The organism is Ruminococcus flavefaciens 007c, assembly GCF_000571935.1.
Taxonomy (GTDB): domain Bacteria; phylum Bacillota; class Clostridia; order Oscillospirales; family Ruminococcaceae; genus Ruminococcus; species Ruminococcus flavefaciens_F.
On the sequence record NZ_ATAX01000028.1, the window covers coordinates 265,564 to 291,576 of the forward strand.

A 26,013-nucleotide genomic window follows, 5' to 3' on the forward strand; every position below is an offset into this window, starting at 1 on the left:
GACAAGAAAAGAAGGCACAGTCTCTTTTAAGTTGTCCTATGAAGCGGGATGCAAAATACGAACCGCAAGCCGAAGCTTTTCGTTTGACCGACAACTCCCCGTTCGGTCAACACTGTAATACCCGCAGGGTATAACGAACGCATTTTTACTCTTCACCAATGATAATCGCAGCATCATACTGCACCTATATTATACAATCACGGAATTGGTTTGTCAATAGTCAGGAGCACTATTTACCGCCGTGTAATACTCTTTGTCAAAATGCTCTAAATGGTTATCACAGGCAGATTAATTTAGTAAAAAAAGCCGAAAATGTATAAATCCCTTGACAAAAGGCCACAATAGTGTTAAATTATATTTAGCACTCAAAGAGTTAGAGTGCTAACGAGAACAAAAATACAGATCGATAGATGGAAAGGAAGGGAGTATCGTGGACGAAAGAAAACTGAAGATACTCGCTGCCGTGGTTGACGAATATGTCAGGACGGGCGAACCCGTCGGCTCGAAATCGATCTCAAAGCTCGAAAATATAAATGTTTCCTCTGCTACCATAAGGAATGATATGGCAGCACTCGAACAGCTGGGATACCTCGAACAGCCCCATACTTCGGCAGGCCGCGTTCCTACCTTCAAGGGATACAGGCTGTATATCGACGAGCTCATGACTCCCCACGATATACCCGATGAAGAAAAGATAAGACTGGACGAGATGCTCGGAGACAGGAATACTCCCGAGGAGCTGCTGGTACAGAATGCAGCTACCGCCCTCACAGAGATAACTCAGTGTGCTGCGGTGGTAACAAACGCCGTTCCGCGATTCTCGGTGATCTCCAAGGTAGAGGTCATACCCACAGGCAAGCGCCTCTACGTTATACTCCTTATAACCTCCAGCGGAAACATAAAAAACAAGGCTTGCAGACTCGAGATCGACCTGAGCCATGAACAGCTCGATTTCTTTACACATTATATAGAAGAAAACCTCAGCGGTGTCTCCGTTGATGAGCTTTCGGAGGAAATGCTGGATAAGATGGTGGCAGCAGTAAGTGCCTATATGGTATCACTCTCACCGCTGGTAAAAGGCATATGCGAGCTCTCGGAAGACCTGCGTCAGCAGGAGCTTACAGTCAGCGGAAGCGAAAAGCTACTGTCCTGCGACGAGCTGGACAAAATGGAAGTCGTCAAGTTCATAGAACACAAGGACGGTCTCTCGGAACTGCTTGAAAACGCTTTCAGCGGCATACAGGTAAAATTCGGAGCCGAAAATGACAGCTTCGCAATAGGCAATTCAAGCCTGATAGTTTCCAAGTACCGCAAGGGCGGCAAGGAAGCAGGCTCTCTCGGCATAATAGGTCCTATGAGAGTCGATTATAAAAAGATAATACCTTACGTCGAGTACCTGACGCAGAAGATCTCTGCTCTCATGGACAGCGACGAAGATGACATAATCAACGCCCCTGATGAATTTCAGGCGCCATAGAAAGGAGAAATGACCGATGGATAAGAACGATGATCTCCGTGAAGTATCCGAGGAGCTCGAAGAGGAAATCACCGAAGCTCCCGAGGATGAGAATACAGAGGAACTCGAAGAAGCAGACGCGGTCAGCGAGTACAACGATACGGCTACTCAGTTCTCGGAGCTCGAGGACGCTCTGGCCGAGGCAAACGATAAGTACCTGAGACTTTTCGCAGAATACGACAACTACCGTAAGCGAACTGCAAAGGAAAAGACAGAGACTTATCAGAACGCTTCCGTAAAATGCGTGGAGAAGCTCCTCCCCGTGCTTGACAGCTTTGAGAGATCCCTCGAGGCTGAATGTACAGACGAGAACTTCAAAAACGGCATGAGCATGATATACAATCAGCTCACAGGCTTCCTTACACAGATGAATGTCACCGAGATAGAAGCCCTCGGAGCTGAATTCGACCCGAATATACACAACGCCATACAGCAGCTTGACGGAACAGATTACGCAAGCAATCATGTATGCTCTGTATTTCAGAAGGGCTATATGCTCGGGGATAAGCTGGTAAGACCTGCTATGGTGGCAGTGGCTGTTTAGCCGTCAGCTTTGCTGACATCTCCCTGTACTACAGGGAGTCATCCTCGGCGTTCCAAGCCTTTGGCTAAGGCAATATTAATAAGAACATTCAATTATGTCCGCATGACGGACACCATTGGCTGAAAGCTAATGGCTTATATAATAGGAGGAATATATTATGGGAAAAATCATTGGTATCGATCTTGGTACAACTAACTCTTGCGTAGCTGTTATGGAGGGCGGCAGTGCCGTTGTTATCCCCAACAGCGAGGGTGCAAGAACAACTCCTTCCGTTGTTGCTTTCACAAACAACGGCGAGCGTCTCGTAGGTCAGGTTGCCAAGAGACAGGCTATCACAAACCACGACAGAACAGTTTCTTCTATCAAGAGACATATGGGTTCTGATTATAAAGTTTCTATCGACGGCAAGAACTACACTCCTCAGGAGATCTCGGCTATGATACTCCAGAAGCTAAAGGCTGATGCAGAGGCTTATCTGGGCGAGCCCGTAACAGAGGCTGTTATCACAGTTCCTGCTTACTTCACAGACTCACAGAGACAGGCTACAAAGGACGCAGGTCAGATCGCAGGTCTTACCGTTAAACGTATCATTAACGAGCCTACAGCAGCTGCTCTCTCCTACGGTATCGACAAGGAAGAGGAGCAGACCGTAATGGTATACGACCTCGGCGGCGGTACCTTCGATGTATCCATCATCGAAATGGGTGAGGACGTTCAGCAGGTACTTGCAACAGCAGGTAACAACCGCCTCGGCGGCGACGACTTCGACCAGCGTATCATCAACTGGATCGTTGACGAGTTCAAGAAGACTGAGGGTATCGACCTTTCACAGGATAAGATGGCTGCTCAGAGACTCAAGGACGCTGCTGAAAAGTCAAAGATCGAGCTCTCATCCACAACAACTTCAAATATCAACATCCCCTTCATCACTGTTGATGCAAGCGGTACTCCAAAGCACCTTGACCTCACACTTACACAGGCTAAGTTCAATGAGCTCACAGCTGACCTCGTTGAGGCTACAATGGGACCTGTAAGACAGGCTCTCAGCGATAGCGGCCTGAATATCTCAGAGATCAACAAGGTTCTCATGGTCGGCGGTTCTTCAAGAATCCCTGCTGTACAGGAAGCTGTAAAGAAGCTCATCGGCAAGGATCCCTTCAAGGGCATCAACCCTGATGAATGCGTAGCTCTCGGTGCTGCATACCAGGGTGGCGTTCTCGGCGGCGACGTTAAGAACGGTCTCCTCCTCCTCGATGTAACTCCTCTTTCACTGGGTATCGAGACAGCAGGCGGCGTTTGCACAAGAATGATCGAAAGAAATACAACTATCCCCACAAAGAAGTCACAGGTATTCTCAACATACGCTGACAATCAGCCTGCTGTTGATATCAACGTACTTCAGGGTGAACGTGAATTCGCAAGAGATAACAAGCAGCTGGGTACCTTCCGTCTCGACGGTATCGCTCCCGCTCCCAGAGGAATCCCTCAGATTGAGGTAACATTCGACATCGATCAGAACGGTATCGTTCACGTATCCGCTAAGGACCTCGGCACAGGCAAGGAGCAGAACATCACCATCACTTCTTCCACAAATATGTCCAAGGACGACATCGACAAGGCTGTAAAGGAAGCTGAGCAGTACGCTGCTGAGGATAAGAAGCGCCGTGAGGCCGTTGACAACAAGAATGAGGCTGAGAACCTTGTATTCCAGTGTGAGAAGGCTCTTACAGACTTCGGCGATAAGGTATCAGCTGATGAGAAGACTAATATTGAGGCTAAGTGTACAGCTCTTAAGTCTGCTATCGCAGCTGATAACAACGACGAGATCAAGTCACTGAAGGACGACCTCCAGAAGGCATTCTACGATCTCTCCGCAAAGATCTACCAGCAGGCAGCTCCTAATGGTGCAGCAGGCGCTCAGGGCATAGATCCTTCACAGTTCACTAATATGGGCGGTGCTGCCGATGCAGGCGCTCAGGGCGGCAATGACGACGGAGTTGTCGATGCAGACTTCACTGAGGTTTGATAATGAAACTCAACAAGCTTCTCAAAACTATCATCATATTGGTCATACTGGGCGCCGCACTCTGGTTCGGGCTCAGATGGTTCGGCGGACTGGCAAACGATGAACTCGGAGACTACGACGGCGGCAGAGGCGAATATGTGGATTCAATAGAGAACAGTTAATAAAGATCTTCAGGGCGGAAAAACCTTCCGCCCTAAAGGTGTATTTACAGGCGAGAAAAAAGCGCAGTTTCTGTGGCTATATAACGCGAAAAAATGAAGGACGGCTCTCCGCCGGCCTATATGTGAATTTACAGGCGCGGTAAAAAAGTGCTTTTGTAGGGGCTGACGTCCCCGACAGCCCGTGTTTGAATTAATATTTATATCCGAAGCGGGACGGCGAGGACGGTGTGGGTGTCCGTGGGACACCTCTGCCAAAGGCAGAAGCACCGACCGAGCCGACAGGCGAGAACGTCCCCTACATGATCTTTCCGCTGTTTAACGGAAGAATGGAGTTATCTATGGCTGAAAAAAGAGATTACTATGAGATTCTTGGTATCCAGAAGGGTGCTACAGAAGATGAGATAAAAAAAGCCTTCCGTAAAAAGGCAAGAGAAAATCACCCCGACCTCCATCCCGACGATCCTTCCTACGTTGAGAAGTTTCAGGAGATAAACGAGGCTAACGAGGTGCTTTCCGATCCCGAAAAGCGTGCCCGCTATGACCAGTTCGGTCATGCAGGCGTTGACCCGAGCTACGGCGGCGGTGCCGATGGTATGGGCGGCTTCGGCGGCTTTGCGGATATGGACGATATTCTCGGAAGTATCTTCGGCGGCTTCGGCTTCGGAGGCGGCTCAAAGCGCTCAAACGCCAACGCCCCCAGAAGAGGCTCGGATATACAGGAAAGCGTTTCTATCAGCTTTATGGAAGCCTGCACAGGCAAAAAGCAGGATATAAGAGTAAATCGTATGTGCGTATGCGAATCATGTAAGGGCTCGGGCGCAGAGGCAGGCTCGACTCCCGATATATGCCCCGACTGTCAGGGCAGAGGCTCAGTCAAGACCACCCAGCGCACTCCCTTCGGAGCAATATCCTCCTCCAAACCGTGTCCTCACTGTGGAGGAAAGGGCAAGATCATAAAGAATCCCTGCGCAAAGTGCCGCGGTGTCGGAAGAGTCAGAGTCCAGAAGACGGTTTCTATCGACATACCCGCAGGTATTGATGACGGACAGACACTGCGCGTAGGCGGTCAGGGAGACTGCGGTGCCAACGGCGGCCCCAACGGTGACCTTCTTGTAGGCATCAATGTCAAGTCTCACCCCATTTTCAGACGCGAGGGCTATGACATACACTGCGATATACCCGTTACTTATATGGAAGCCGTACTCGGTGCGGAGATAACCGTTCCGACTATTGACGGCGACGTTAAATATACAATTGCCGAGGGCACTCAGACAGGTACGATATTCCGCCTCAAGGGCAAGGGCGTACAGAGGCTCCACCGCACAGACCGCGGCAATCAGTACGTCAAGATATACGTTGAGGTACCGAAGAATCTGTCAAAGAAGCAGAAGGATCTGCTGAAGCAATTCGAGGCTTCACTTACAGAGAAGAACTACGCAAAGCGTCAGAGCTTCTTTGAGAAGCTCCGCTCAAAGCTTGATTTCTGATAATCAGCGCTCTGTCTTAATATAAGCGGCAGATCACACGGCAGCGGAATTTTTTGAGGATTTTTTTCACAAGTGATATGGGGGACAAAATATGTTTGAACAGGACTATATCATGCGGCAGATAAAGGAAATTACCGCCGTTATTGCCAAAGTCGTATTTGGCCAAAAGGTGGAAACCTCCTTCTATATGCTGCAGGAGGTGGAAAGGCAGAAGGCTTACGCTCTCATTGAGCAGATGAGAAACGGTGAGCCCCTGGAAGCTGTAAGGGAGCTGGACAGGCTCTCGGAAAACAATACCAAGGAAAATCTTATGATCGGACTGGAGTTCTACACGCAGCTCAGCAATATGGACGATGACTTCTTTACCGCAAATGGGTACACCACCGTAATGGCACGTAAAGACTTCAGGCGATTTACGAAGAAATTCGGTGTAGAGGATATGACCGATCTTTACTTCGGCGACGGAGATGATGACGACGAATAAGTATAAAACCTCCCTTTGCGGGCATAATTACTGCAAAGGGAGGTTTTTTATGATAGAACAGGACACGATAAAACTGCTTAGAGAATGTGACTCGGGGATAAAGATGGGAATATCCTCCATCGGTGATGTGACAGACTATGTAAGTGATGCACATCTGAAAGAGCTGCTCAGCCACAGCTCAGACGAGCACGAAAAGCTGAAAGCCCAGCTGCAGAGCCTTCTTGACGAGTACGGCGACGAGGGAAAGGAGCCTGCGGCTGTGGCAAAGAGTATGTCATGGCTGAAAACCAGTGTCAGACTGACCTTTAACGGCTCCGACAGTACAGTTGCCGACCTGATGGTGGACGGCTGCAATATGGGAGTAAAGTCTCTGAGCCGTTACCTCAACAAGTACAAGGCCGCAGACGAGCGTTCAAAGGATATGGCAAAGCGCATAATAAGCGTCGAGGAACAGCTCTCAAAGGGTATGAGGGCTTTCCTGTAAAAGAAAAGACTTCCGGAAATACCGGAAGTCTTTATTATTAATATCTGATATTAGGTCTTGCGGGCGGTCCCCACTTGTTAGGTCCGACACTGGGACGGCAGAAGAATATGATCATTACAATTGCATATATCAACAAAACAAGACTTACACAGCAAAGAACGCCTAAAAGTGCGTCAAGATCACCTGATGTCAGAATAAATAAAGGTATCGACACTATAAGGATGATTAATGAACCAATTACCCACCAGCCTGATTTTCCTATATCATGAAGTCTTCTTACCTGTATAGAAAGGTTAGGCAGTAAGAAAACAAGTGATTCAGCAAGATTCAGGATCCTTACAACAAGCGTTGCTTCACTGCCCAACGCAGTCTGAAGGAACATATTGATAACACTTACACCAAGACCTACAAGAAATACGAACAGGTATGCGAACCAGTACTCGCTTCTTGTGGAACGCCCCGTGAAATTAACATAGTTCTTGAAGAAAAGCTTTATAGCCTCTCCGAAGCCTACATACTTTGGACTGCCATCGCCCATATTATAGTCCATATTGTCCAGGCCGTAGATAGGTCCGCGGTATCCGGGGCCGCTGTTAGGACCGTAGCCGTAGGGCTGACCATAGCCATTGGGCTGACCGTAACCGTTAGGCTGGCCGTAGCCGTTGGGCTGACCGTAGCCGTAGGGCTGACCATAGCCATTGGGCTGACCGTAGCCGTTGGGCTGACCGTAACCGTTAGGCTGGCTGTAGCCGTTGGGCTGACCGTAGCCGTTGGGCTGACCGTAACCGTTGGGCTGACCGTAACCGTTGGGCTGACCACTGCTGTCAGGCTGCTGTGTCGGAACTGTTGATAAAACATCGCTCATTACCCCTGATGAGTTCTCAATCGGTGCTCCGCAGTTTTCGCAGTATCTGTCGCCCACTTTGTTTTCGTAACCGCATTGATTGCATTTCATGGTTAAAAACCTCCCTTTATCATGATGATACTATTTTATCAGAAAAATGATTATTTGTCAATATATATATTTATAGCTCCCTGTCTTCTACAAAAAAGCTCCCTGACGGGAGCTTCTGCTTATTCGATCGTAACAGAGACCTTCTGGTCCTTCTTAGCTGCGCCTGCGCGCATGATAGTACGGAGTGCCTTTGCAATCCTGCCCTGCTTGCCGATAACTCTGCCCATATCGTCAGGAGCTACGTTAAGGTGGAATACGATAACGCCCTCCTCGTCAGGCTCATCCTCGGTAATATTTATAGCGGACTTATCTTCAACGAGGCCTGCTGCGATAGCATAAAGTAAATCTTTCATTAGTAAAACCTCCGTTAAGCTTGCGGACAGAGGCAGAGGACCTTATGCCTCTCCTCCTCCATTAAGCTTCAGATCAAAGAACTCCCTCTTTCTTGAGGATAGCCTTTACTGTGTCAGTAGGCTGTGCGCCCTTTGCGATCCAGTCCTTAGCCTTATCTGCGTCAATCTTAACAACAGAGGGCTCCTTAGTAGGATCATAGTAACCGATCTCCTCAACGAAACGACCGTCTCTGGGGTATCTTGAATCAGCTACTACTACACGATAGAAGGGAGCCTTCTTAGCACCCATTCTTCTCAGTCTGATCTTTACTGCCATTTTAAATTCACCTCCATATGATTACTGTATATCCAAGCGGCGGGAGACCGCATTGAAAGCTTTTATATCGGCATATTTCCTCCGCCCTTGCCTGTATACTTGTCGAAGTTCATGCCTGCCAGCTGTTTTCTTGCCTTTCTCAGGGACATCTTGTTGTTCTTGCCTGTGAACTGCTTCATGACCTTCTGCATCTGGTCGAACTGCTTGAGGAGCCTGTTTACGTCCTCTACCTTGGTTCCCGAACCGTTTGCGATACGCTTTTTGCGTGAAGGATTGATTATGGAAGGCTTTGAGCGCTCTTCCTTGGTCATAGAGGTTATCATAGCCTCTATTCTGCCCAGCTGTCCCTCATCGATATCGGCTTCCTTTATCTTGTCGCCTACGCCGGGGAGCATACTGAGTATGGACTTCATTGAGCCCATGCGCTTGATCTGCTTCATCTGATCCAGGAGGTCGTCCATATCGAACTTGTTCTCCTTGAACTTCTTGGTGAGCTTCTCAGCGTCCTTCTGAGTCATTACGTTCTCAGCTTTTTCTATAAGGGTGAGCACATCGCCCATTCCGAGGATACGCGAAGCCATTCTCTCGGGGTGGAACTGCTCGAAATCGTCAAGCTTTTCGCCCATACCCACAAACTTGATGGGCTTACCTGTAACTGAAAGTACGGACAGTGCCGCACCGCCTCTGGTATCCGAATCCAGCTTTGACATGAGCACGCCTGTAATGCCGACAGCGTCATCGAAGGCCTTGGCAACGTTAACGGCGTCCTGACCTGTCATAGCGTCGACAACCAGCATTATCTCATCTGGCTGAGTCTCCTTCTTGATATTTACCAGCTCGTCCATGAGAGCCTCGTCGATGTGGAGACGTCCTGCCGTATCTATTATGAGTATATCGTGACCGTAATCCTTTGCATAGGAAAGAGCCTTCTTTGCGATGACCACGGGATCTGTCTGTCCCATTTCAAAAACCTTTACGTCAGCCTTTCCTCCTACTACCTGGAGCTGATTGATAGCCGCAGGACGGTAGATATCGCAGGCTGCCAAAAGGGGACGGTGTCCTTCCTTCTTCAGGAGCTTTGCAAGCTTGGCGGCGTGGGTAGTCTTACCTGAACCCTGAAGTCCGCACATCATGATGACCGTGGGAGGCTTAGACGCCATATTTATACGGGCATTGCTGTTGCCCATGAGAGAAACGAGTTCCTCGTTAACTATCTTTATTACCTGCTGTGCAGGAGTAAGGCTTGCAAGCACTTCCTCTCCTACCGCACGTTCTGTAACACTCTTTACGAAATCCTTTACAACCTTGTAGCTTACATCAGCCTCTAAAAGCGCAAGTCTTACCTCACGCATAGCCTCTTTTACGTCGGATTCCGTAAGTTTTCCTCTTGATTTAAGCTTTTTGAAGACGTTATTGAGCTTTTCGGAAAGTCCCTCGAATGCCATGCCGAACCTCCTTTATAATGATTCACAGCAGCTCCGCGCCCTTTGAGACCTCGGAGAGTATGATACTTCTTGTATCCTCATCGGTTATATGCTCTGCGGCGGCTTCTATATTCCCGAAGCATACCCGCATTTTTTCAAGTCTTTCTGCAAATCCCAGTTTTTCCTCATAATTGAGGAGTATCTCCTCGGTGCGTTTTATGATGCTGCGCACGGCCTGTCTGGTGATATCCAGAGGCTGACCTATCTCCGCAAGGGAGAGATCCTCGCAGTAATACATCTCCATGATGCTGCGCTGGTGATCTGTGAGCAGGTCTCCGTAGCAGTCAAGAAGCATTACGAATTTAAGTTCCTTAGCCATTTTTCGCGCACCTCTTCCGGGTGTAATACAAAATCACTTTACACATTATACTACATATCCCATACTTTGTCAAGGGGCGGCTGTAAATTTCATTCATATTCGGTATATTGCCGAAAAAAAGCGCTGCATTGCAGCGCTTTTATCTAATTTCACGTAAAAATGGCAGTTACTGTGTCGCTGCCGACATATCAGAGTAGGTTATGCTTATCATATCCACCACATCTTCCTCGTTAAAGGAGACCATTATGGAATGGCCTCTGAGTATGCCCTGCTCGTCCTTGCCAAGCATTATACCGTAGCGGTAGGTATGGGTGAAGGGCTTTTCCACCTTGTCCTCGCTTTCAGGCTTGCCGATGAGAGCTTCAACTTCGGACAGCTTTGAGACAAGAGGGGTTATACCGTAGATACTGCTGTCTGATGTCCTTACGGAAATGCTGTACATGACGCTTTCCTCCTCATGGCCTGTATAGCAGTTCTCCAGAGAGACCGTACCCATTTCCGTGCCCATATAAAAGAGCTTTGCCATGCCGTTTCCCTCTTTGAGTCCGTAATCCTTCCTGTCATAGAACCTGAATTCCCAGCTCTTGTCAAGCTTTGTAAGGTACTGAGGCAGATCGAAATGCTGACCCTTGATGATTATATTACTTCTTACGGCGTCAACATCAAAGGTGCCCGCAGGGACCGTATACGGCTCGGGGATAGGCGGTATATCCATATGAGATACCACGACCTTGTCCTTTCTCAGACAGCCTGCGGCTGTAAAGCACATGAGCAGGCAGGCAAGCAGTAATAATGCTGTTCTTTTCATATTATTCTCCTCTGTGCCATTTCAGCACTTTTCTCCTATCTTTTCGCCGTATTTCACAACGGTCTCCGTACCCACGGCGGAATTGCGCAGTATATCCTCATCAGGCACAACGGTATCCCTGCCGAAGAGGAGCACGACAGTAGAGCCGCCGAACTCGAATTTGCCCTTCTCGTCGCCGCGGCAGAAGCCTCCCTCTCCGTGATGATTGACTATTCTTCCCACCATCATGGCTCCCACTTCTATCTGTACAACGTCGCCGAAATTCTCGGTATGGAGAATGGTATACTCGCGGCAGTTGCGCTTGTATATGTTGTACCGTTCAAGAGCTATGGGATTTACGGTGTGGAACTCGCCGGGGATATAGGTATTTTCGGTCTTTGTGCCGTCGTCAATATAGCAGTAGCGGTGGTAATCGTCCACCTCCAGCCTGAATATGAAACAGTAGCCGCCGCAGAAACGGTTTGCAAGGAACTCGTTCTGAAGAAGGTCCTTCACCTTGTAGCGCGAGCCCTTTATACGGAATATACTGTTCCTGCTTATCTTATGCACCGTGAGCTTTGAATCACAGGGACTTATAAGATGTGACGGCTCAGTATCCACAGGACGCTTCCCGGGCTTTATCACACGAGTGAAGAAATCGTTGTAAGAGCGGAAGTCGTACATGATATATTCCGATGTATCAATGCCGCTGCGCTTTATAAAGGGCTTTATGAGCAGCTTTGAAGCGCGTGAATCCATAAAGCCTCCTGCCAGCTTTGATACTGCGGGAGCAGTCAGCGTTTTCAGCATTACCCTGCCGAGGACGCTGCCGTAGAGCTTTTTCAGCAGCTTGTTCTGATTTTCGTTAGTGACGATGGTCTCTCCTGATCTGGTCTTTATCATGGTTAAGCTCCTTATGAATCACAGCCTTCTGTATCAGAGGCGTGCGTTGGCAAGCATGAGCTTGATACGGTTCTCCTGATTTACTCTTGTAGCGCCGGGATCGTAGTCTATGGCAACGATATTGGCGTTGGGGTTGTCCTGCTTGATAGCGCGTGACATACCCTTTGCTACTATATGATTGGGCAGACAGCCGAAGGGCTGGGTGCAGATGATATTTTCCACTCCCGACTTTGCAAGGGCAGCCATTTCCGCAGGTATAAGCCAGCCCTCGCCCATTACTACGCCCTGGTTGATATACTTGTCGGCAAGCTTTCTCAGGTGCTCGAAGTCGTGGAGAGGCTCGAAGCTTCCCTGCTCCTTCATTACCTTTATGAGCTCCTTCTGCTTTGCGTAGATGAGGTCGTAGCCTATCTTGTTGAATATGGACTGCTTTGTAGTATGGTCGTATATCTTTGCGTCGTTGAAGGTTCCTGCGGCGCAGTACATTACGAATTCCAGAAGTGATGGCACAACGGGCTCGCAGCCCTCGGAAATGAGGAAGTCCTCAAGATGATTATTTGCAAGGGGAGAGTACTTAACGTATATCTCGCCTACTATGCCTACTCTTATCTTCTTTTCTTTGCTCAGCGGTATGGAAGCGAAGTCATCGAGGATATCCCTGTACACCTTCTTGGTCTTCAGAAACATCCTGCTGCCCTTGAGGAAGATATTGCACAGTCTCCTGTGCCATTTGTCCAGCATTTTCCGTGATTCGCCCTTGTTTATCTCATAGGCTCTGCACTTGTTGTAGCAGGTCATGAGCAAATCGCCGTAAAGTACGGCATAGAGCATTTTAAGGAACATGGGCGCGGTTATCCTGAAGGCGCTGTCCTTTTCAAGTCCGCTGAAATTAAGGGATACCACAGGTATCTGGGGATAATTCTTTGCTACAGCCTTTCTCAGCAGGTGTATGTAGTTTGAAGCACGGCAGCCGCCGCCTGTCTGAGTGATGAGGAGAGCGGTCTTGTCGGGATCGTATTTCCCGCTTTTCAGGGCGTCCATGAACTGTCCTATTACAAGGAGCGCAGGATAGCAGGCATCATTGTGGACGTTTTTCAGTCCCTCATCGACTACTGCACGGGAGTCGTTGCGCAGCAGCTCCAGCTTATAGCCCTTTGCTTCAAATATGGATATGAGCATTTTGAAGTGTATGGGCAGCATATCGGGAACGAGGATAGTGTGAGTCTTTATCATATCCTCGGTAAACTTTGCATATTCGGGCATAAGAACCTCCGTATAATTACTTCTTGGTCTGTGCAGGTCACACGGGCTGGACCACGGGCTTTTTCGCAGGCTTCTGATCTGCCTGCTCCATAGCGGCAACAAGGCTTCTCAGTCTTATCCTTGCCGCACCGAGGTTGTTTATCTCGTCGATCTTCAGCTGAGTGTACAGCTTTCCGCGGCTTTCAAGGATATGTCTCACCTCGTCGCCTGTGACCGCGTCTATTCCGCAGCCGAAGGATACCAGCTGTATGAGCTGCATATCGGGCTGGGTGGTGACGTACTTGGCAGCGCGGTAAAGCCTTGAATGATATGTCCACTGGTTGAGAACGCCCAGCTTGGGAGTGCTTGCAAGTCCTGCGATGCTGTCCTCGGTGATGACAGCCATGCCCAGACTGGATACAAGCTTGTGTATGCCGTGGTTGATCTCCTTGTCTATATGGTAGGGACGGCCTGCGATAACGATTATCTTGCGTCCCTCTGCTCTTGCCTGGGTGATTATCTCCATTGCCTTCCTGGTCACGGAATTACGGTAGGTCTGAAGGGCTTCGTAAGCCTTGTCCACAGCCTCGGGAATCCTGCCCTTGACATTGTAGTTCTTCAGTGCCTGTCCCATCACCTTGATAACGTTCTTCCTGATATTGAGATCCATGTACGGGTGTATGAAGTTCTCATTGTTGAGCCTGGGGTTGTTTGCAATGAGAAGCTCGGGATAATAGGCAACTACAGGGCAGTTAAAGTGGTTATCGCTGTTGCCCTCATCGATATTGTAGCTCATACAGGGGTAGAATATAAAGTCAACGCCCTTGTCCAAAAGGTTTTCGATGTGTCCGTGGGTGAGCTTAGCAGGGTAGCAGACCGTATCCGAGGGGATGGTATGCTGACCGAGGTAGTACATATCACGGGAGCTCTCATCGGAAATAACCGTTCTGAATCCAAGTGTGGTAAAGAGCATATGCCAGAAGGGCAACTGCTCGTAGAAGCCAAGTGCCAGCGGAAGTCCCACTGTACCGCGGTATCGCCTGGGCTGGTGAGTCTTTACGGTATTGAGTATGCTGTCATATTTGAACTCATAAAGATTGGGGACTGTATTCTTATTGGCCATGCCGCCGCCCTTTTCGCAGCGGTTGCCCGATATGAAACGGCGTCCCTTGCCGAAGTTGATGATATTGAGCTGACAGTGAGCCGTACAGCCGCCGCAGTTTGCAGAACGGGAGGTGTAGGTGAAGTTCTCCAGCTCCTCTGCGGAAATGATCTTCGAGGGCTCGTCCCCTGCTCTTTCCTTGGCGTAGAGAGCACAGCCGAAGGCTCCCATAAGTCCCGATATAGCGGGACGGATAACGTTTCTGCCCAGCTCCTTCTCGAAGGAACGGAGAACAGCATCGTTGAGGAAGGTTCCGCCCTGTACGACGATGTTCTTTCCGAGATCGTCGGGAGAATTTGCACGGATGACCTTATATATCGCGTTCTTGATTATGGATGAGGACAGACCTGCGGAAATATCATCCACAGTGGCGCCGTCCTTCTGAGCCTGCTTTACCGAGCTGTTCATGAATACGGTACATCTTGAACCTAAGTCAACAGGGTGCTCTGCAAAAAGTCCCAGCTGTGAAAACTCGGCGATATCATAGCCCAGAGCCATAGCGAAGGTCTGTATGAAAGAGCCGCAGCCTGAGGAACAAGCCTCATTGAGCATGATGCTGTCGATGCTCTTGTTCTTAATCTTGAAGCACTTGATGTCCTGTCCGCCGATGTCGATGATGAAATCAACGTCGGGACAGAAGTAAGCAGCCGCCTTGAAGTGGGCAACGGTCTCGACTATGCCGTGATCTATGGAAAGTCCTGCTTTTATAAGATCCTCGCCGTAGCCTGTTACCGCAGAGCCCTTTATGGTGATACCCGGGTTCATCTCGCTGTATATGCGTCTTACCTGATCGGACACCTTGTCAAGGGGCTGTCCCTGATTAGAGGAATAGTGATGGTAGAGTATGCGTCCGTCATCGGTTATGAGCACCAGCTTTGTGGTGGTGGAGCCCGCATCTATACCGAGGTAGGCGTCGCCCTTGTAAGTATGTATATCCGCATATCCGAGATCAAACTTCCTGTGGCGGTCGATAAAGCCCTCATACTCTGCCTGTGAACGGAAAAGGGGCTCTCCCGTAACTATATCGTCGGAAGCCTTTGCGGTACGTATCTTGTCTATTATGTCCTCTATATGGAAGGAGTCCCCGGCAGCTGCCGCATATATGGCACAGCCGTATGCAACGAAAACGGGAGCCTCGGGAGGAAACATCGCGTTATCGTCGTCAAGTCCGAGAGTCTTCTTGAATGCCTTTTTAAGTCCGCTGAGGAAGAAGAGAGGGCCGCCGAGGAAAAGCACCTTTCCCTCGATGGTACGTCCCTGAGCAAGCCCCGAAACAGTCTGGTCAACAACTGCCTGGAATATACTTGCCGCAACGTCCTCGCGTCTTGCTCCCTGATTGAGCAAGGGTTGTATATCGGATTTTGCAAATACTCCGCAGCGTGAAGCTATGGGGTATATCTTCTGGGCGTGGAGAGAGAGCTCGTCCAGCTGGTCTGCTGTGATGCCGAGAAGAGTTGCCATCTGGTCGATAAAGGCTCCCGTACCGCCTGCGCAGGTGCCGTTCATACGCTGTTCAACGCCGCCTGTGAGGAATATAATCTTAGCGTCCTCGCCGCCCAGCTCTATGACAGCGTCGGCGTCGGGCTGCTTCTTTTTTACTGCAAGGAATGCCGCATGGACCTCCTGCACAAAGGGTATGCCAGCGGAATTGGCAAGTCCCAGACCTGCCGAACCCGTGATACACACGGTGAATGTCTCGTCCGGGTAATCTGCCTGTATTATTTTGAGCTGATCCGTCACGGTCTCCTTGACCTTGGAAAGATGCCGCTGATACTTGGAATAAACTATATTTCCGTCAGCGTCGGTTATAACTGTCTTTACCGTGGTAGAACCCACGTCAATGCCCAAAGAATATTTATTTGCCATTGTACACCTCAGAAGAAGTTATTATTATCTTAAAATCCTTCCCGAATACTATCGGTATCTTCTTATTATAACATATTTCGTACATAAAAGTAAAGAGGGAATATTTCAGCATACCGAACACCATAATGTGACAGTTGATATATTTGGTGAGAAATGATATAATAGCGTATATTCGGTACTTTTCAGTATAGCACGATTGTTTTGCAATGTCAATTTGAATTTTTTTCAAAAAATCTGTAACGAAAGTGCTCTCAGTGCAACTAATAAGTGAACGTTCGGAAAGGAGGCGGTGTCGTGTCGTCGGATATGGAACGATATTACAAGGAAAACGGCAGGAAGGTCTTTCTGTATCTCATGGCTCTCTGCGGAAACGCCGACATCGCCGAGGAGCTCACTCAGGAGACATTTTACCGTGCTCTGCGCTCCTTAAAGAAATACAAGGGTGAGTGCTCGGTATATACATGGCTGTGCAGCATCGCTCATAACGCATGGCTGGAGGAGCTCCGCAAGCGCAGTAAACACAAAAGCGAAGAAATAAGCGAGCTCACAGAGGACACAGCGCCCCGTCCCGACGAGGAAGCAGAGAGCGAGGACGGGCGGATGCGGCTGCTGAAGAAGATACACTCCCTGCCCGAGACGGAAAAGGAGATAATACTCCTGAGAGCTTCACAGGAGCTGAGTTTCCGCGAGATAGGGGAGATATTCGGCAAGACCGAGAACTGGGCGCGTGTGACCTATTACCGCGCTAAGCAGAAATTAGCCGACAGCCGATAGCCTGTAGGGACGCGCATTGCGCGTCCGCATACGCGGTATTCATTTCCGACACGGACGACCAATGATCGTCCCTACAAAACACAACATACACCAATCGTAGGGGCGAGTTTCGCTCGCCCACGCCTTGCATATATTTAACATTAGAATAATTGTAGGGGCGCTTGACCAGCGCCCGCGATCAACGAAATAACATTGCCTATTATAAAAACTTACATGAACAAAGAATTCGGGCGGCGTTCCGCCGCCCCTACACGAAAAAGGAGTTGGTATTATGAAATGCAACATAGTGAAAGACCTTTTGCCGCTGTACTGCGATAATCTGACATCGGAGGACAGCAACGAAGAAATAGAAAAGCACCTCAGCGAATGTGCAGACTGCAAGGCTGTCTATGAGAGCATGAACAAAAAGGAAGAAAATATAGAAGTCCCAGAAAAGGACGTTAAACCGCTGAAAAAAGTAAAAAAACGCACCAAACTCAAGATAATTGCCACTGTACTCGGTACAGCCGTGGTGCTGTTCGGCGTGTTCATGTTCGTGTTCTGGGGAGTTGTCCCAATAAACTCGGAGAAGCTGCACTATACCGTGGAAGTCAAGGAAGTAAAGACATACATGGCAAAAAGCGATGAACTTGACGAAAACGGTGAATATATCATGGAATACCGCACAGAGTTCAGCGACGATTTCTACCCTATTCCCGAGGGTGTGAAAGTTAAAACTGAAAAATGGATCGATTTTGAATTTACGGGCGATTGCAGCTGCACAAATGAACGCACCGATTCAAAATATGTTCCCTTTGTAAATGATAAGGGTGTAAATGACTTTATATTGCATGAGCATTTATGGATATATCCTGTTGTAAAGCTGCCTTTCGATGACCGCGGCAAGTACCCGAACCAGTATTTATGGGGAACAAACGACGTAAAAGAAGGCTCAACCCTAACTATCCATTACCGCGATAAGACCGAGACTATCGACCTGTATAAGCTCTATCAGGATACTGTCAAAAATCAAAAATAATACCACAGGACGGACTTTAGTCCGTCCTTTTTTCTGCCATTGTAGAGGCTGCCTTTGGCAGTCCGTCTTAATTTCACAAAAACCTGCGGACGCCCAAAGGCAGCCCCTACATGGGTTCATGTTACCTGTTATGTAAGGCACGGGCGGCGAAACGACGATCCTACATGACTAAGGGCCCGGGCGGATAATATCCGCCCCTACAGGCTAACGGCTAATGGCTAAAGGGTAAAATAAATGTTGACATAAAATAGCGCAAGTGATATAATAAATTATATATGTATATTTGCGGCTGTATGCCGTATATGATATATAACACAAAATAAATATGTGGAGATAATAACATTGACAAAGACAGTTAACGGTTTAAAGATAAACTACGAGGAAAAAGGCGAGGGCGACCTTATCGTTCTGCTCCATGGCTGGGGCAGCAATATCACCCTTTTCGCTAATATGATAGAGCTTCTCTCCAAGAAGTACAAGGTCGTGGCTATGGATATGCCGGGCTTCGGCAAGAGTGATGAGCCCAAGGAGGTATGGGACGTAAGCAACTATGTGCAGTTCGTTATCGACTTCCTCAGAGACTACGACACAAAAGAAGTAATGCTTCTCGGCCACAGCTTCGGCGGACGTGTCATAATCAAAATGCACAGCCGCGATGACCTGCCCTTCAGGGTGACAAAGGTCATTCTCGTGGACAGCGCAGGCATCATGCCGCCAAAGTCCAATAAAAAGACATGGCGTCAGCGCTATTACAAGCTGGGCAGGACAGTCCTTTCATGGGGCATAGTAAATAAGCTCTTCCCCGACGCTCTGGAGAACTTCCGCAAGAAAATGGGAAGCGCAGACTACGCCGCAGCTTCGCCCATGATGCGTCAGGTAATGGTCAAGGTTGTCAACGAGGACCTTGAGCCCTACCTGCCCAATATCAAGGCTCCCACACTGCTGGTATGGGGCGTGAACGATACCGCAACTCCCCTTTCCGACGGCGAGAAAATGGAGAAGCTCATACCCGATGCAGGTCTTGTAAAGCTGGAAAACGCAGGACATTATTCCTTCCTCGAACAGCAGTTCACTTTCAATCGCGTGATGTGCAGCTTTATGAAAATAAGTGATTAGTGCATAGTGATCGTTCATTTTAAATCCGTCCGTGCAAGCGGACACCACAACTAATCACTAATCACTCTTACAAGGAGATAAATATGAATTTGGTTTTATGGATAATATATGCGGTCATTGCGCTGACAGCGACGGTGTTTCTGGGGCTGAGGGAGTTCCATATGCTCCAGCTCAACGGCTACAAAACTCCCGAGCATTCACGCTGGATGAAAAAGAATAAAAGGCGCTATCTTCCCAACGGGCTGATACTTATAATCTCTGGCGTGCTGCTGTTCCTGTTTCCCGTGATAAACACGCTGGATCCAGTAAATGCTCAGAAGATCGGCGATCCTGTATATGTATCGTCTGCGGGTACCGTAACTCTCATACTGCTCATACTGCTGATACTCTTTTATCTGGGAATCACACTGGCAAACAAGCCCGGCAAGAAGTTCAAGAAGCCCCTTGTTTATACAGCAAGAATGAAGCGCATGATGATAACCTTCGGCATACTCATCGCCATAATTTTTGCGGGAGCTTTCTTCTCGTCAGCCAGACTCCACACCATCGGCACCGACGGCGAAGCGGAAAAGCTTCTGCGCTTCCGCTCCAATATGCCATTCTTCCTTGTGAATCTCGGAGTCTGCCTCACCCCCGTGCTTGTGCCCCTTTCAAATCTGATAAACAAGCCCGTGGAAAAGGCAGTGCAGAACCACTACATCAATGACGCAAAGCGCATACTCTCCGAGTGTCCCACGCTTCATAAAGTAGGTATAACGGGAAGCTACGGCAAGACCAGCATGAAGTTCTACCTTGATGAACTTCTCAACTCGCAGTACAACACACTGAAAACTCCCGAGAGCTTCAATACTCCCATGGGAGTTACAATAACCATACGCCGCGACTTAAAGCCCACTCACGAATACTTCATCTGCGAAATGGGCGCAAGACGAGTTCACGAGATAAAGGAGCTATGCGGCATTGCAGACCCCCACGACGGAATCATCACTTCCGTTGGTCCTCAGCATTTAGAGACCTTCGGCTCTATCGAGAACGTGGTGAATACAAAGTTCGAGCTTGCCGACCATGTCAAGGCAAAGGGCGGTAAGATCTACCTCAACGGCGACAACGAGCTTATCCGAAAGAAAGCTCCCGAGTACCCCAATGCGGTGCTTTACGGACTCCAGGAGGGCAACCATTACCGCGGTACTGATATATCCGTATCCGACAGAGGTACTGAGTTCACGGTAACTGCTCCCGACGGCGAGACAAAGCGCTTCTCAATGAAGCTCCTCGGTGAGCATAACGTTCAGAACGTTCTCGGAGCTATCGCCTACGCGCACGGTACGGGCATATCCCTTGAAAAGCTGACCCTCCCCGTGAAGCGTATCGCCGCAGTTCCCCACAGATTGCAGCTTCTCGACAAGGGCGGCAATATGACCTTTATCGACGACGCATACAACTCAAATCCCAGCGGATGCCGTGCAGCACTGAATGTACTGGGACTTTTCGACGCCTGCCGCATACTGGTAACTCCCGGTATGGTAGAGCTTGGCGCAAAGCAGGAAGAGCTCAACTTCGAGTTCGGTCAGGAGGCAGCTAAAGCCTGCGACCATATAGTTCTTGTGGGCAAGGCTCAGACAGTGCCTATATATAACGGTATAAAGGACGCAGGCTATGATATGGACAACGTTTTCGTTGCGGACAGTCTGGGTGAGGCTCTCGACCACGTAAGAGCATATCAGACAGACAAGAAGAAGATAGTTCTTCTTGAAAACGACCTGCCCGATAATTATTAAGCAGCGTGACTCTGCATTCTTGCCAGCTCTGCATATAGCTGTGAGATCCAAATCAAAGATTTGGTACACAGCTTAACGTTGGCACTCGTAAACTCGTTCACTTTCATTAAAAGTGATAATTGTACATCGCTTACAGCACATTAATTATTGACTTTGTAGAGGCGGCATTCCGCCGCCCCTGCTGAATACAAAAACTGTCGGGCGGCAGAACGCCGCCCCAACACCAGATCATAAGGAGTAATTACAATGAAGATCAATCTTGCAGTTCTTTTCGGCGGAAGAAGCGTTGAGCACGAGGTATCCGTTATCTCGGCAGTTCAGGCTATGGCAAGCATCAATAAGGAAAAGTACAACATCATCCCTGTCTATATGACAAAGAAGAGCGAATTCTGGACAGGCGAAAAGCTCATGGATATCAACAGCTTCAAGGATATCCCTGCTCTCCTCAAAGAGTGTACCGAGTGCGTATTTGTACGCAGCGAGGGAAAGGTTCAGCTTATCCGCCAGAAGATGAAGAAGTTCGGCTCCAACCTTATCTCCGACATCGACGTTGCATTCCCAATAGTTCACGGAACCAACGTTGAAGACGGTGCTTTGCAGGGCTATCTCCAGACTCTTGACCTGCCCTATGTAGGCTGTGACGTACTGGCTTCCGCAATCGGTATGGATAAATTCGTAATGAAGATACTCCTTAAAGACGCAGGCTTCCCCGTTCTTGACTGCTGCCGTTTCTCATCCTATGAGATAAACAAAATGGACAGAATGGTTGAAGAAGTTGAGAAGAAGTTCGGCTACCCCGTTATCGTAAAGCCCATCAATCTCGGTTCCAGCGTGGGCATATCCAAGGGCAAGGACAGAGACAGCCTTATAAAGTCTATCGAAGAGGCTTTTGAGTTTGCTGACCGTATCCTCATCGAGCCCTGCGTTGTACAGCTCAAGGAAATAAACTGCGCCGTAGCAGGCGACAGCGAGTCCGCAGAGGCTTCCGTATGTGAGGAGCCCGTACAGGCAAGCGGCGACGACATACTCAGCTATGACCAGAAGTACGTAGGCGGCGGCAAGGGCGGCAGCAAGGGCATGGCTACCCTCAAGAGAAAGATACCTGCCGATATCACTCCCGAGCAGGACGAATTCATCAGAAAGACCGCTGTTGACGCATTCCGCTATCTCGGCCTCAACGGCGTTACACGTATCGACTTCATGATAGATATGGCAACAGACAAGGTATACATCAACGAGATAAACACTATTCCCGGCTCACTGGCATTCTACCTCTGGGAGCCCAAGGGCGTAAAGTACACAGAGCTTCTCGAAAGACTTATCCAGCTTGCTCTCAAACGCTACAGACAGGGCGAGAAGATAAGCTACACCTTTGATACCAATATCCTTTCCATGGGAGGCAGCTTCGGCTCAAAGGGCAGCAAGCGCTGAAATGCTTGTCAATGATTGGAGGTGATCACAATGAAAATCGGTTTTCTGCCGAGAGCAAAAGACATCACAGACTCAGAATTCTCTGAACCGACACCTGTATTCAAAATAAGGATGAAAGGCTTGGATATTCCGAACAAGGTGTTTTTTGTCTTATTTCTGTGTTTGATTCCGACAATAATCCTTTTGCCGCCTCTGGGTTTGATTCTCTCCGGAGTAACGCTCATTATTGCAGTTATCAGCAAAAACGGTTTTGCCCATGATACCGGCGATGTTTACAATATGTATGATACCGAAGAGGGCAGCGAGGTAAGCAGCCTGAGTTTTTTCTTGGTTTCTTCATTCTTTTGGCTTCCGGGTATTCTCCTTGTACTGGCAGGTGTCTCTCTTTTTTTTATAAAGTACTTCAAAATTGAACTCCATATTCCGATAGCACAGATAATGCTGTTCTTGTTTGCAATACTCGGATTGATAGTTTTGGGAATGGTGATAAACACTATCGGAGTATTTGCAGCCAATTCCATAAGACGTAAGAGATGTACTCTGCTCTTGAAGGCCGAGCCCTGCGAATATACTGCAACATCGGGTGAAGCCGACTCGCATATCAGCTATCCCATGTTCAAGTATCACTATAACGGTCGCACATATCGGTTTATCGCCAAGGACTATCGCTACTGCTATACAGTTTCTTCAAATAAGAGCAAGGATTTTGAAGTATTCATTAATCCTGATAAACCGGATGTCTATTATGCCGAGCATCTTTTCGGAATAGAAGCGCTGGAAAGCTAGAGATCTCAATGATAATCAAATTACTGCCTGTTGCAAAAAAAAATAACCGACGCAGAAAAGAATAATAAAAACACGGAAGACCGTGTTCTGGGTCTGGAATCACTGTTTGCTGTCGTTCTCGTATTGTTCGGAGTACTGATAGTCTTCGGTCTGGGTATGAGCCTGCTGGGCGGTCTTATCGAAGAAAACAGTGCATTGCAGCATACCCTGATAATGATATTCATCTCGATGTTCGGTCCGCTTCTGCTCATCTTATTTATTTCCGATATAAGGATAGTCATATCCGACGGAAGGATAGCAGCTGTATCCTCGGATCAGGGCGGCAAGATAAGAACGACGCTCCCCATAGCGGGACTGACTGTATTTCTTATTTTTTATGCCTGCATTGAAGGCAGCAAGGGCAATCCCCGGGGCGCTTATCCTTTATATGTGCTTCTCGGTTATCTGGTGGTCAGATCGCTTTTCAGAATGACTTTAAAGCCGCTGGCCATAGCAGTTGCCGCAGGGATAAGGAAAAAGCAGTGCACAGTACCTGTAAGGGCAGACTTTTTCCGAAAGATCAGAACGCACAAAGAGCTCAGTGAAAAAGTGCGTCAGCGCTATGAAGAGCAAGGAAGAATAGTTGAGGAGAAGTTTGACAATATACTTGTCTATAATTATAGCTTTGAAGAGCAGTATTATCGTATAACACTGAACGAACGGTACTGCACCGATCCCGAGAACTACAACTATTTCGACATATATATAGCTCCCGACAGACCGGAAAGGTTCATTATAAAGGACAATCCCTGCTTCAGGGCGGATAAAAAAGAGATGTACAACGCCTTCTTGCTGCTGTTCTTTATCCTGCTTTTTTCGTCGCCCATATGGCTCATCAGGTTTTTCCAGTTCATAGCAGACCATGTGTAATGCAAGGCTGTTTTTTCTGGACTTAGGTCCAGTGAAATATCATAATAAAAAAACAAGGAGGGTTTAAAATGACCGAAAAAGAAAAAATGGAGTCAGGAGCACTTTACAGTCCTGCTGACAAAGAGCTTTTAAATGACAGAATAAAGGCTAAGAAATTATGCTCTGAATTCAACGCTTCGGAGTTCAACGATTTCCAGAAAAGAGAAAGGCTCCTCAACAGATTAGTCGCTCTCAAGGGCTTTGACACTGTAATTGAACCTAATTTCTTCTGCGATTACGGATATAACATTATTCTCGGCGACAATTTCTATGCAAATCACAATCTGGTAATACTCGATGCAGCAGAGGTAACCTTCGGAGATAATGTCTTTATCGGTCCGAACTGCGGTTTCTACACCTCCGAGCATCCCATCGATGCTATGACAAGAAATCAGGGACTTGAATACGCAAAGCCCATAAAAATAGGCAGCGATGTATGGATAGGCGGCAATGTGACCGTTCTCAGCGGCGTTACCATCGGCGATAACGTAGTTATCGGCGCAGGCAGCGTAGTTACAAAGGATATACCCTCAAACTGCGTTGCAGCAGGCAATCCCTGCGCTCCCGTAAAGACCATAGAAGCTGCTCCCGAAAAGCCCGCCGAACCTCAGAAGGCTGAAAGACCTGCCGCACCTGCACAGTCAGGAGCGGCAATCCTCGGAAACAGCGCAGACCATACCTTCAAAAAGCCTGACGCTCCCGTAAGAAAGCGCGTAGAGCTCACAAGAGTGGACACACCTCAGAACAGAAACGATTTTCCCGACAGAAGAAACAAGTAAAAGAAAGAAGGCTGATCCATGAATACCCTGCACTTCAAATATGCAGTTGAGATCGAAAAGACACGCTCAATAACACAGGCTGCCGAAAACCTCTATATGGCTCAGCCGAATCTGAGCAAGGCCATCAAGGAACTGGAAAGCAATCTCGGCATAACCATATTCAGACGAACCTCCAAGGGCGTTATCCCTACGGATCAGGGTCTGAAATTCCTTGAATATGCCAAGCAGATACTTATACAGATAGATAATATGGAGGCGATACACTCCCCCGATAAGCCCAAGAACAGCCGTCTGCGCATATCGGTGCCGCGAACGGGCTATATCTCAAAGGCTTTTTCGGACTACATCGCTTCTCTGAATACTCCCGAAGATATGGAGATATTCTTCTGCGAGACCAATTCTCTCAGAACTATCGAAAATGTCCGCGAAAACGGCTACGATTTCGGCGTTATCCGCTATAATACCGCCCATGAGAAGTATTTCACGGACTTCCTCTCCGAAAAGAACCTTGACGGCAAGCTCCTCTGGGAGTTCCAGATGCTGGCGGTAATGTCTGCCGAACATCCTGCCGCAAATGCCGATATGATAACCTATTCGGACCTGTCCTGCAATTACACCGAGCTGGGACAGGGAGATGACGCAGTCCCATATGTATCGGGAGCTGTGGAGAAGCTCTATGCGGCCAACCGTCCTGCGGACGTACCCGTGCGCAAGGTGTGTATGTACGACCGCGGAAGCGCTCTGGACTTCCTTCTCACCGTCCCACAGGCATTCATGCTGGACTCTCCTATGCCCGCCAGCCTCTGCGGAAAGTATGGACTGGTACAGAGAAAGTGCCATTTCCCAGACAACAGCTTCAAGGATATGCTGATATATACTTCGGGGCACAAGCTCTCGGAAAACGAACTGAAGCTGGTGAACAGGCTCTACGAGGTAAGGAACGAAAGTGCCTTTGCAGAATACAAGTGATATATTCGTTTAGATATGTGCACATTCTAAATAAGAATAATTATTATATGTTGTTATTTGCGGGGCGATGTGAACATCGCCCCCTGCGTTTTACTGTTTTATCTGCGCTGTGCAGGGGCTGATGCTTGCATCAGCCCGTATACTATGTAATTACATATATCAGGGCAGCATACGCTGCTCTTTTTTGTTATTTTCCGCTGTATTACCACGGGAACAAACCGTGATCCAACAGCAGCCGGCATATAAATCGTTACAAAAATATCGATAGCGGAATACCGATATTCCTCTGTTATATTTGTGCAGAACACCGTTGTGTGATATAATA

25 protein-coding genes and 1 riboswitch are annotated in these 26,013 nt (G+C 48.3%); of the genes, 16 read left to right on the top strand and 9 right to left on the bottom strand.

The annotated features are described in order from the left end of the window. Positions 1-39: 39 nt before the first annotated feature. Positions 40-155, bottom strand: a riboswitch (THF riboswitch). 275 nt (positions 156-430) lie between these two features. From hrcA to RF007C_RS12115, 7 genes are all read left to right on the top strand, one after another. Further along, the gene (gene hrcA / locus RF007C_RS12090; RefSeq protein WP_037300111.1) at positions 431-1,477 is read left to right on the top strand and encodes a heat-inducible transcriptional repressor HrcA; all 1,047 of its coding nucleotides are present in this window, start codon (positions 431-433) and stop codon (positions 1,475-1,477) included. Positions 1,478-1,493: 16 nt separating this feature from the next. Then, complete coding sequence (gene grpE, locus RF007C_RS12095; RefSeq protein WP_037300115.1) at positions 1,494-2,060, top strand: nucleotide exchange factor GrpE; 567 nt, start codon at positions 1,494-1,496, stop codon at positions 2,058-2,060. A 157-nt stretch (positions 2,061-2,217) separates the two neighbouring features. Further along, entirely contained in the window at positions 2,218-4,086 is a 1,869-nt protein-coding gene (gene dnaK / locus RF007C_RS12100; RefSeq protein WP_037300117.1) for a molecular chaperone DnaK, read from the top strand. Positions 4,087-4,088: 2 nt separating this feature from the next. Continuing rightward, on the top strand, positions 4,089-4,247 hold the full coding sequence (locus RF007C_RS17515) for a hypothetical protein (RefSeq protein ID WP_019679912.1): 159 nt from the start codon (positions 4,089-4,091) through the stop codon (positions 4,245-4,247). A 338-nt stretch (positions 4,248-4,585) separates the two neighbouring features. Next, the gene (gene dnaJ / locus RF007C_RS12105) at positions 4,586-5,734 is read left to right on the top strand and encodes a molecular chaperone DnaJ (protein ID WP_037300119.1); all 1,149 of its coding nucleotides are present in this window, start codon (positions 4,586-4,588) and stop codon (positions 5,732-5,734) included. 91 nt (positions 5,735-5,825) lie between these two features. After that, positions 5,826-6,218 carry a DUF6483 family protein gene (locus RF007C_RS12110; RefSeq protein WP_037300121.1) on the top strand — a complete coding sequence of 131 codons (393 nt, stop codon included), beginning with the start codon at positions 5,826-5,828 and terminating at the stop codon, positions 6,216-6,218. Positions 6,219-6,267: 49 nt separating this feature from the next. Continuing rightward, positions 6,268-6,702, top strand: coding sequence for a hypothetical protein (locus RF007C_RS12115; protein WP_037300124.1), 435 nt, complete (start codon positions 6,268-6,270; stop codon positions 6,700-6,702). A gap of 37 nt (positions 6,703-6,739) precedes the next feature. On the opposite strand, the gene RF007C_RS18200 is transcribed toward RF007C_RS12115, so the two are convergent. The 9 genes from RF007C_RS18200 to RF007C_RS12160 all read right to left on the bottom strand — a co-directional run bounded on the left by RF007C_RS18200 (position 6,740) and on the right by RF007C_RS12160 (position 16,089). Beyond that, a complete protein-coding gene (locus tag RF007C_RS18200; RefSeq protein WP_082316763.1) occupies positions 6,740-7,657 on the bottom strand; it encodes a DUF805 domain-containing protein in 918 nt (305 codons plus the stop codon). 119 nt (positions 7,658-7,776) lie between these two features. Then, positions 7,777-8,010, bottom strand: a complete 234-nt coding sequence (locus tag RF007C_RS12125) for a KH domain-containing protein (RefSeq protein WP_019679907.1) — start codon at positions 8,008-8,010, stop codon at positions 7,777-7,779. 73 nt (positions 8,011-8,083) lie between these two features. Next, the gene (rpsP, locus tag RF007C_RS12130; protein WP_019679906.1) at positions 8,084-8,326 is read right to left on the bottom strand and encodes a 30S ribosomal protein S16; all 243 of its coding nucleotides are present in this window, start codon (positions 8,324-8,326) and stop codon (positions 8,084-8,086) included. A 62-nt stretch (positions 8,327-8,388) separates the two neighbouring features. Further along, positions 8,389-9,771, bottom strand: coding sequence for a signal recognition particle protein (gene ffh, locus RF007C_RS12135; protein ID WP_019679905.1), 1,383 nt, complete (start codon positions 9,769-9,771; stop codon positions 8,389-8,391). A gap of 22 nt (positions 9,772-9,793) precedes the next feature. Continuing rightward, a complete protein-coding gene (gene ylxM, locus RF007C_RS12140; RefSeq protein WP_037300127.1) occupies positions 9,794-10,129 on the bottom strand; it encodes a YlxM family DNA-binding protein in 336 nt (111 codons plus the stop codon). Between the two features lie 166 nt (positions 10,130-10,295). Continuing rightward, complete coding sequence (locus RF007C_RS12145) at positions 10,296-10,937, bottom strand: hypothetical protein (RefSeq protein ID WP_037300129.1); 642 nt, start codon at positions 10,935-10,937, stop codon at positions 10,296-10,298. A gap of 21 nt (positions 10,938-10,958) precedes the next feature. Then, positions 10,959-11,819, bottom strand: coding sequence for a phosphatidylserine decarboxylase (locus tag RF007C_RS12150; protein ID WP_037300132.1), 861 nt, complete (start codon positions 11,817-11,819; stop codon positions 10,959-10,961). Positions 11,820-11,852: 33 nt separating this feature from the next. Beyond that, positions 11,853-13,082: a 2-hydroxyacyl-CoA dehydratase gene (locus RF007C_RS12155; protein ID WP_037300134.1), complete on the bottom strand. Its 1,230-nt coding sequence runs from the start codon at positions 13,080-13,082 to the stop codon at positions 11,853-11,855. Between the two features lie 37 nt (positions 13,083-13,119). Further along, positions 13,120-16,089 carry an acyl-CoA dehydratase activase gene (locus tag RF007C_RS12160; protein ID WP_037300136.1) on the bottom strand — a complete coding sequence of 990 codons (2,970 nt, stop codon included), beginning with the start codon at positions 16,087-16,089 and terminating at the stop codon, positions 13,120-13,122. Between the two features lie 294 nt (positions 16,090-16,383). Between RF007C_RS12160 and RF007C_RS12165 the strand changes: the two genes are divergently transcribed. From RF007C_RS12165 to RF007C_RS12205, 9 genes are all read left to right on the top strand, one after another. Continuing rightward, positions 16,384-16,863, top strand: a complete 480-nt coding sequence (locus RF007C_RS12165; RefSeq protein ID WP_019679898.1) for an RNA polymerase sigma factor — start codon at positions 16,384-16,386, stop codon at positions 16,861-16,863. A gap of 271 nt (positions 16,864-17,134) precedes the next feature. Beyond that, positions 17,135-17,881, top strand: coding sequence for a zf-HC2 domain-containing protein (locus tag RF007C_RS16615; RefSeq protein ID WP_051456654.1), 747 nt, complete (start codon positions 17,135-17,137; stop codon positions 17,879-17,881). Between the two features lie 342 nt (positions 17,882-18,223). Beyond that, positions 18,224-18,997, top strand: coding sequence for an alpha/beta fold hydrolase (locus RF007C_RS12175; RefSeq protein WP_037300139.1), 774 nt, complete (start codon positions 18,224-18,226; stop codon positions 18,995-18,997). Between the two features lie 83 nt (positions 18,998-19,080). Continuing rightward, positions 19,081-20,775 carry a Mur ligase family protein gene (locus RF007C_RS12180; protein WP_051456655.1) on the top strand — a complete coding sequence of 565 codons (1,695 nt, stop codon included), beginning with the start codon at positions 19,081-19,083 and terminating at the stop codon, positions 20,773-20,775. A 246-nt stretch (positions 20,776-21,021) separates the two neighbouring features. Further along, positions 21,022-22,206, top strand: coding sequence for a D-alanine--D-alanine ligase family protein (locus RF007C_RS12185; protein WP_037300143.1), 1,185 nt, complete (start codon positions 21,022-21,024; stop codon positions 22,204-22,206). A gap of 30 nt (positions 22,207-22,236) precedes the next feature. Then, positions 22,237-22,992, top strand: a complete 756-nt coding sequence (locus RF007C_RS12190) for a tetraspanin family protein (protein WP_037300146.1) — start codon at positions 22,237-22,239, stop codon at positions 22,990-22,992. Between the two features lie 30 nt (positions 22,993-23,022). Beyond that, positions 23,023-23,901 (top strand): hypothetical protein, encoded by an 879-nt coding sequence (locus RF007C_RS12195; RefSeq protein WP_037300148.1) that lies wholly within the window; start codon positions 23,023-23,025, stop codon positions 23,899-23,901. Between the two features lie 68 nt (positions 23,902-23,969). Further along, complete coding sequence (locus RF007C_RS12200) at positions 23,970-24,719, top strand: sugar O-acetyltransferase (RefSeq protein ID WP_082316764.1); 750 nt, start codon at positions 23,970-23,972, stop codon at positions 24,717-24,719. Positions 24,720-24,737: 18 nt separating this feature from the next. Next, entirely contained in the window at positions 24,738-25,688 is a 951-nt protein-coding gene (locus RF007C_RS12205) for a LysR family transcriptional regulator (protein WP_037300151.1), read from the top strand. The last annotated feature ends 325 nt before the right edge of the window (positions 25,689-26,013 follow it).

Bases quoted from the DNA above. Each gene is read 5' to 3' on its own strand.
- grpE (WP_037300115.1), top strand. From the start codon at position 1,494: ATGGATAAGAACGATGATCTCCGTGAAGTATCCGAGGAGCTCGAAGAG.
- dnaK (WP_037300117.1), top strand. From the start codon at position 2,218: ATGGGAAAAATCATTGGTATCGATCTTGGTACAACTAACTCTTGCGTA.
- RF007C_RS17515 (WP_019679912.1), top strand. From the start codon at position 4,089: ATGAAACTCAACAAGCTTCTCAAAACTATCATCATATTGGTCATACTG.
- dnaJ (WP_037300119.1), top strand. From the start codon at position 4,586: ATGGCTGAAAAAAGAGATTACTATGAGATTCTTGGTATCCAGAAGGGT.
- RF007C_RS12110 (WP_037300121.1), top strand. From the start codon at position 5,826: ATGTTTGAACAGGACTATATCATGCGGCAGATAAAGGAAATTACCGCC.
- RF007C_RS12115 (WP_037300124.1), top strand. From the start codon at position 6,268: ATGATAGAACAGGACACGATAAAACTGCTTAGAGAATGTGACTCGGGG.
- RF007C_RS18200 (WP_082316763.1), bottom strand. From the start codon at position 7,657: ATGAAATGCAATCAATGCGGTTACGAAAACAAAGTGGGCGACAGATAC.
- RF007C_RS12125 (WP_019679907.1), bottom strand. From the start codon at position 8,010: ATGAAAGATTTACTTTATGCTATCGCAGCAGGCCTCGTTGAAGATAAG.
- rpsP (WP_019679906.1), bottom strand. From the start codon at position 8,326: ATGGCAGTAAAGATCAGACTGAGAAGAATGGGTGCTAAGAAGGCTCCC.
- ffh (WP_019679905.1), bottom strand. From the start codon at position 9,771: ATGGCATTCGAGGGACTTTCCGAAAAGCTCAATAACGTCTTCAAAAAG.
- ylxM (WP_037300127.1), bottom strand. From the start codon at position 10,129: ATGGCTAAGGAACTTAAATTCGTAATGCTTCTTGACTGCTACGGAGAC.
- RF007C_RS12145 (WP_037300129.1), bottom strand. From the start codon at position 10,937: ATGAAAAGAACAGCATTATTACTGCTTGCCTGCCTGCTCATGTGCTTT.
- RF007C_RS12150 (WP_037300132.1), bottom strand. From the start codon at position 11,819: ATGATAAAGACCAGATCAGGAGAGACCATCGTCACTAACGAAAATCAG.
- RF007C_RS12155 (WP_037300134.1), bottom strand. From the start codon at position 13,082: ATGCCCGAATATGCAAAGTTTACCGAGGATATGATAAAGACTCACACT.
- RF007C_RS12160 (WP_037300136.1), bottom strand. From the start codon at position 16,089: ATGGCAAATAAATATTCTTTGGGCATTGACGTGGGTTCTACCACGGTA.
- RF007C_RS16615 (WP_051456654.1), top strand. From the start codon at position 17,135: ATGAAATGCAACATAGTGAAAGACCTTTTGCCGCTGTACTGCGATAAT.
- RF007C_RS12180 (WP_051456655.1), top strand. From the start codon at position 19,081: ATGAATTTGGTTTTATGGATAATATATGCGGTCATTGCGCTGACAGCG.
- RF007C_RS12185 (WP_037300143.1), top strand. From the start codon at position 21,022: ATGAAGATCAATCTTGCAGTTCTTTTCGGCGGAAGAAGCGTTGAGCAC.
- RF007C_RS12190 (WP_037300146.1), top strand. From the start codon at position 22,237: ATGAAAATCGGTTTTCTGCCGAGAGCAAAAGACATCACAGACTCAGAA.
- RF007C_RS12200 (WP_082316764.1), top strand. From the start codon at position 23,970: ATGACCGAAAAAGAAAAAATGGAGTCAGGAGCACTTTACAGTCCTGCT.
- RF007C_RS12205 (WP_037300151.1), top strand. From the start codon at position 24,738: ATGAATACCCTGCACTTCAAATATGCAGTTGAGATCGAAAAGACACGC.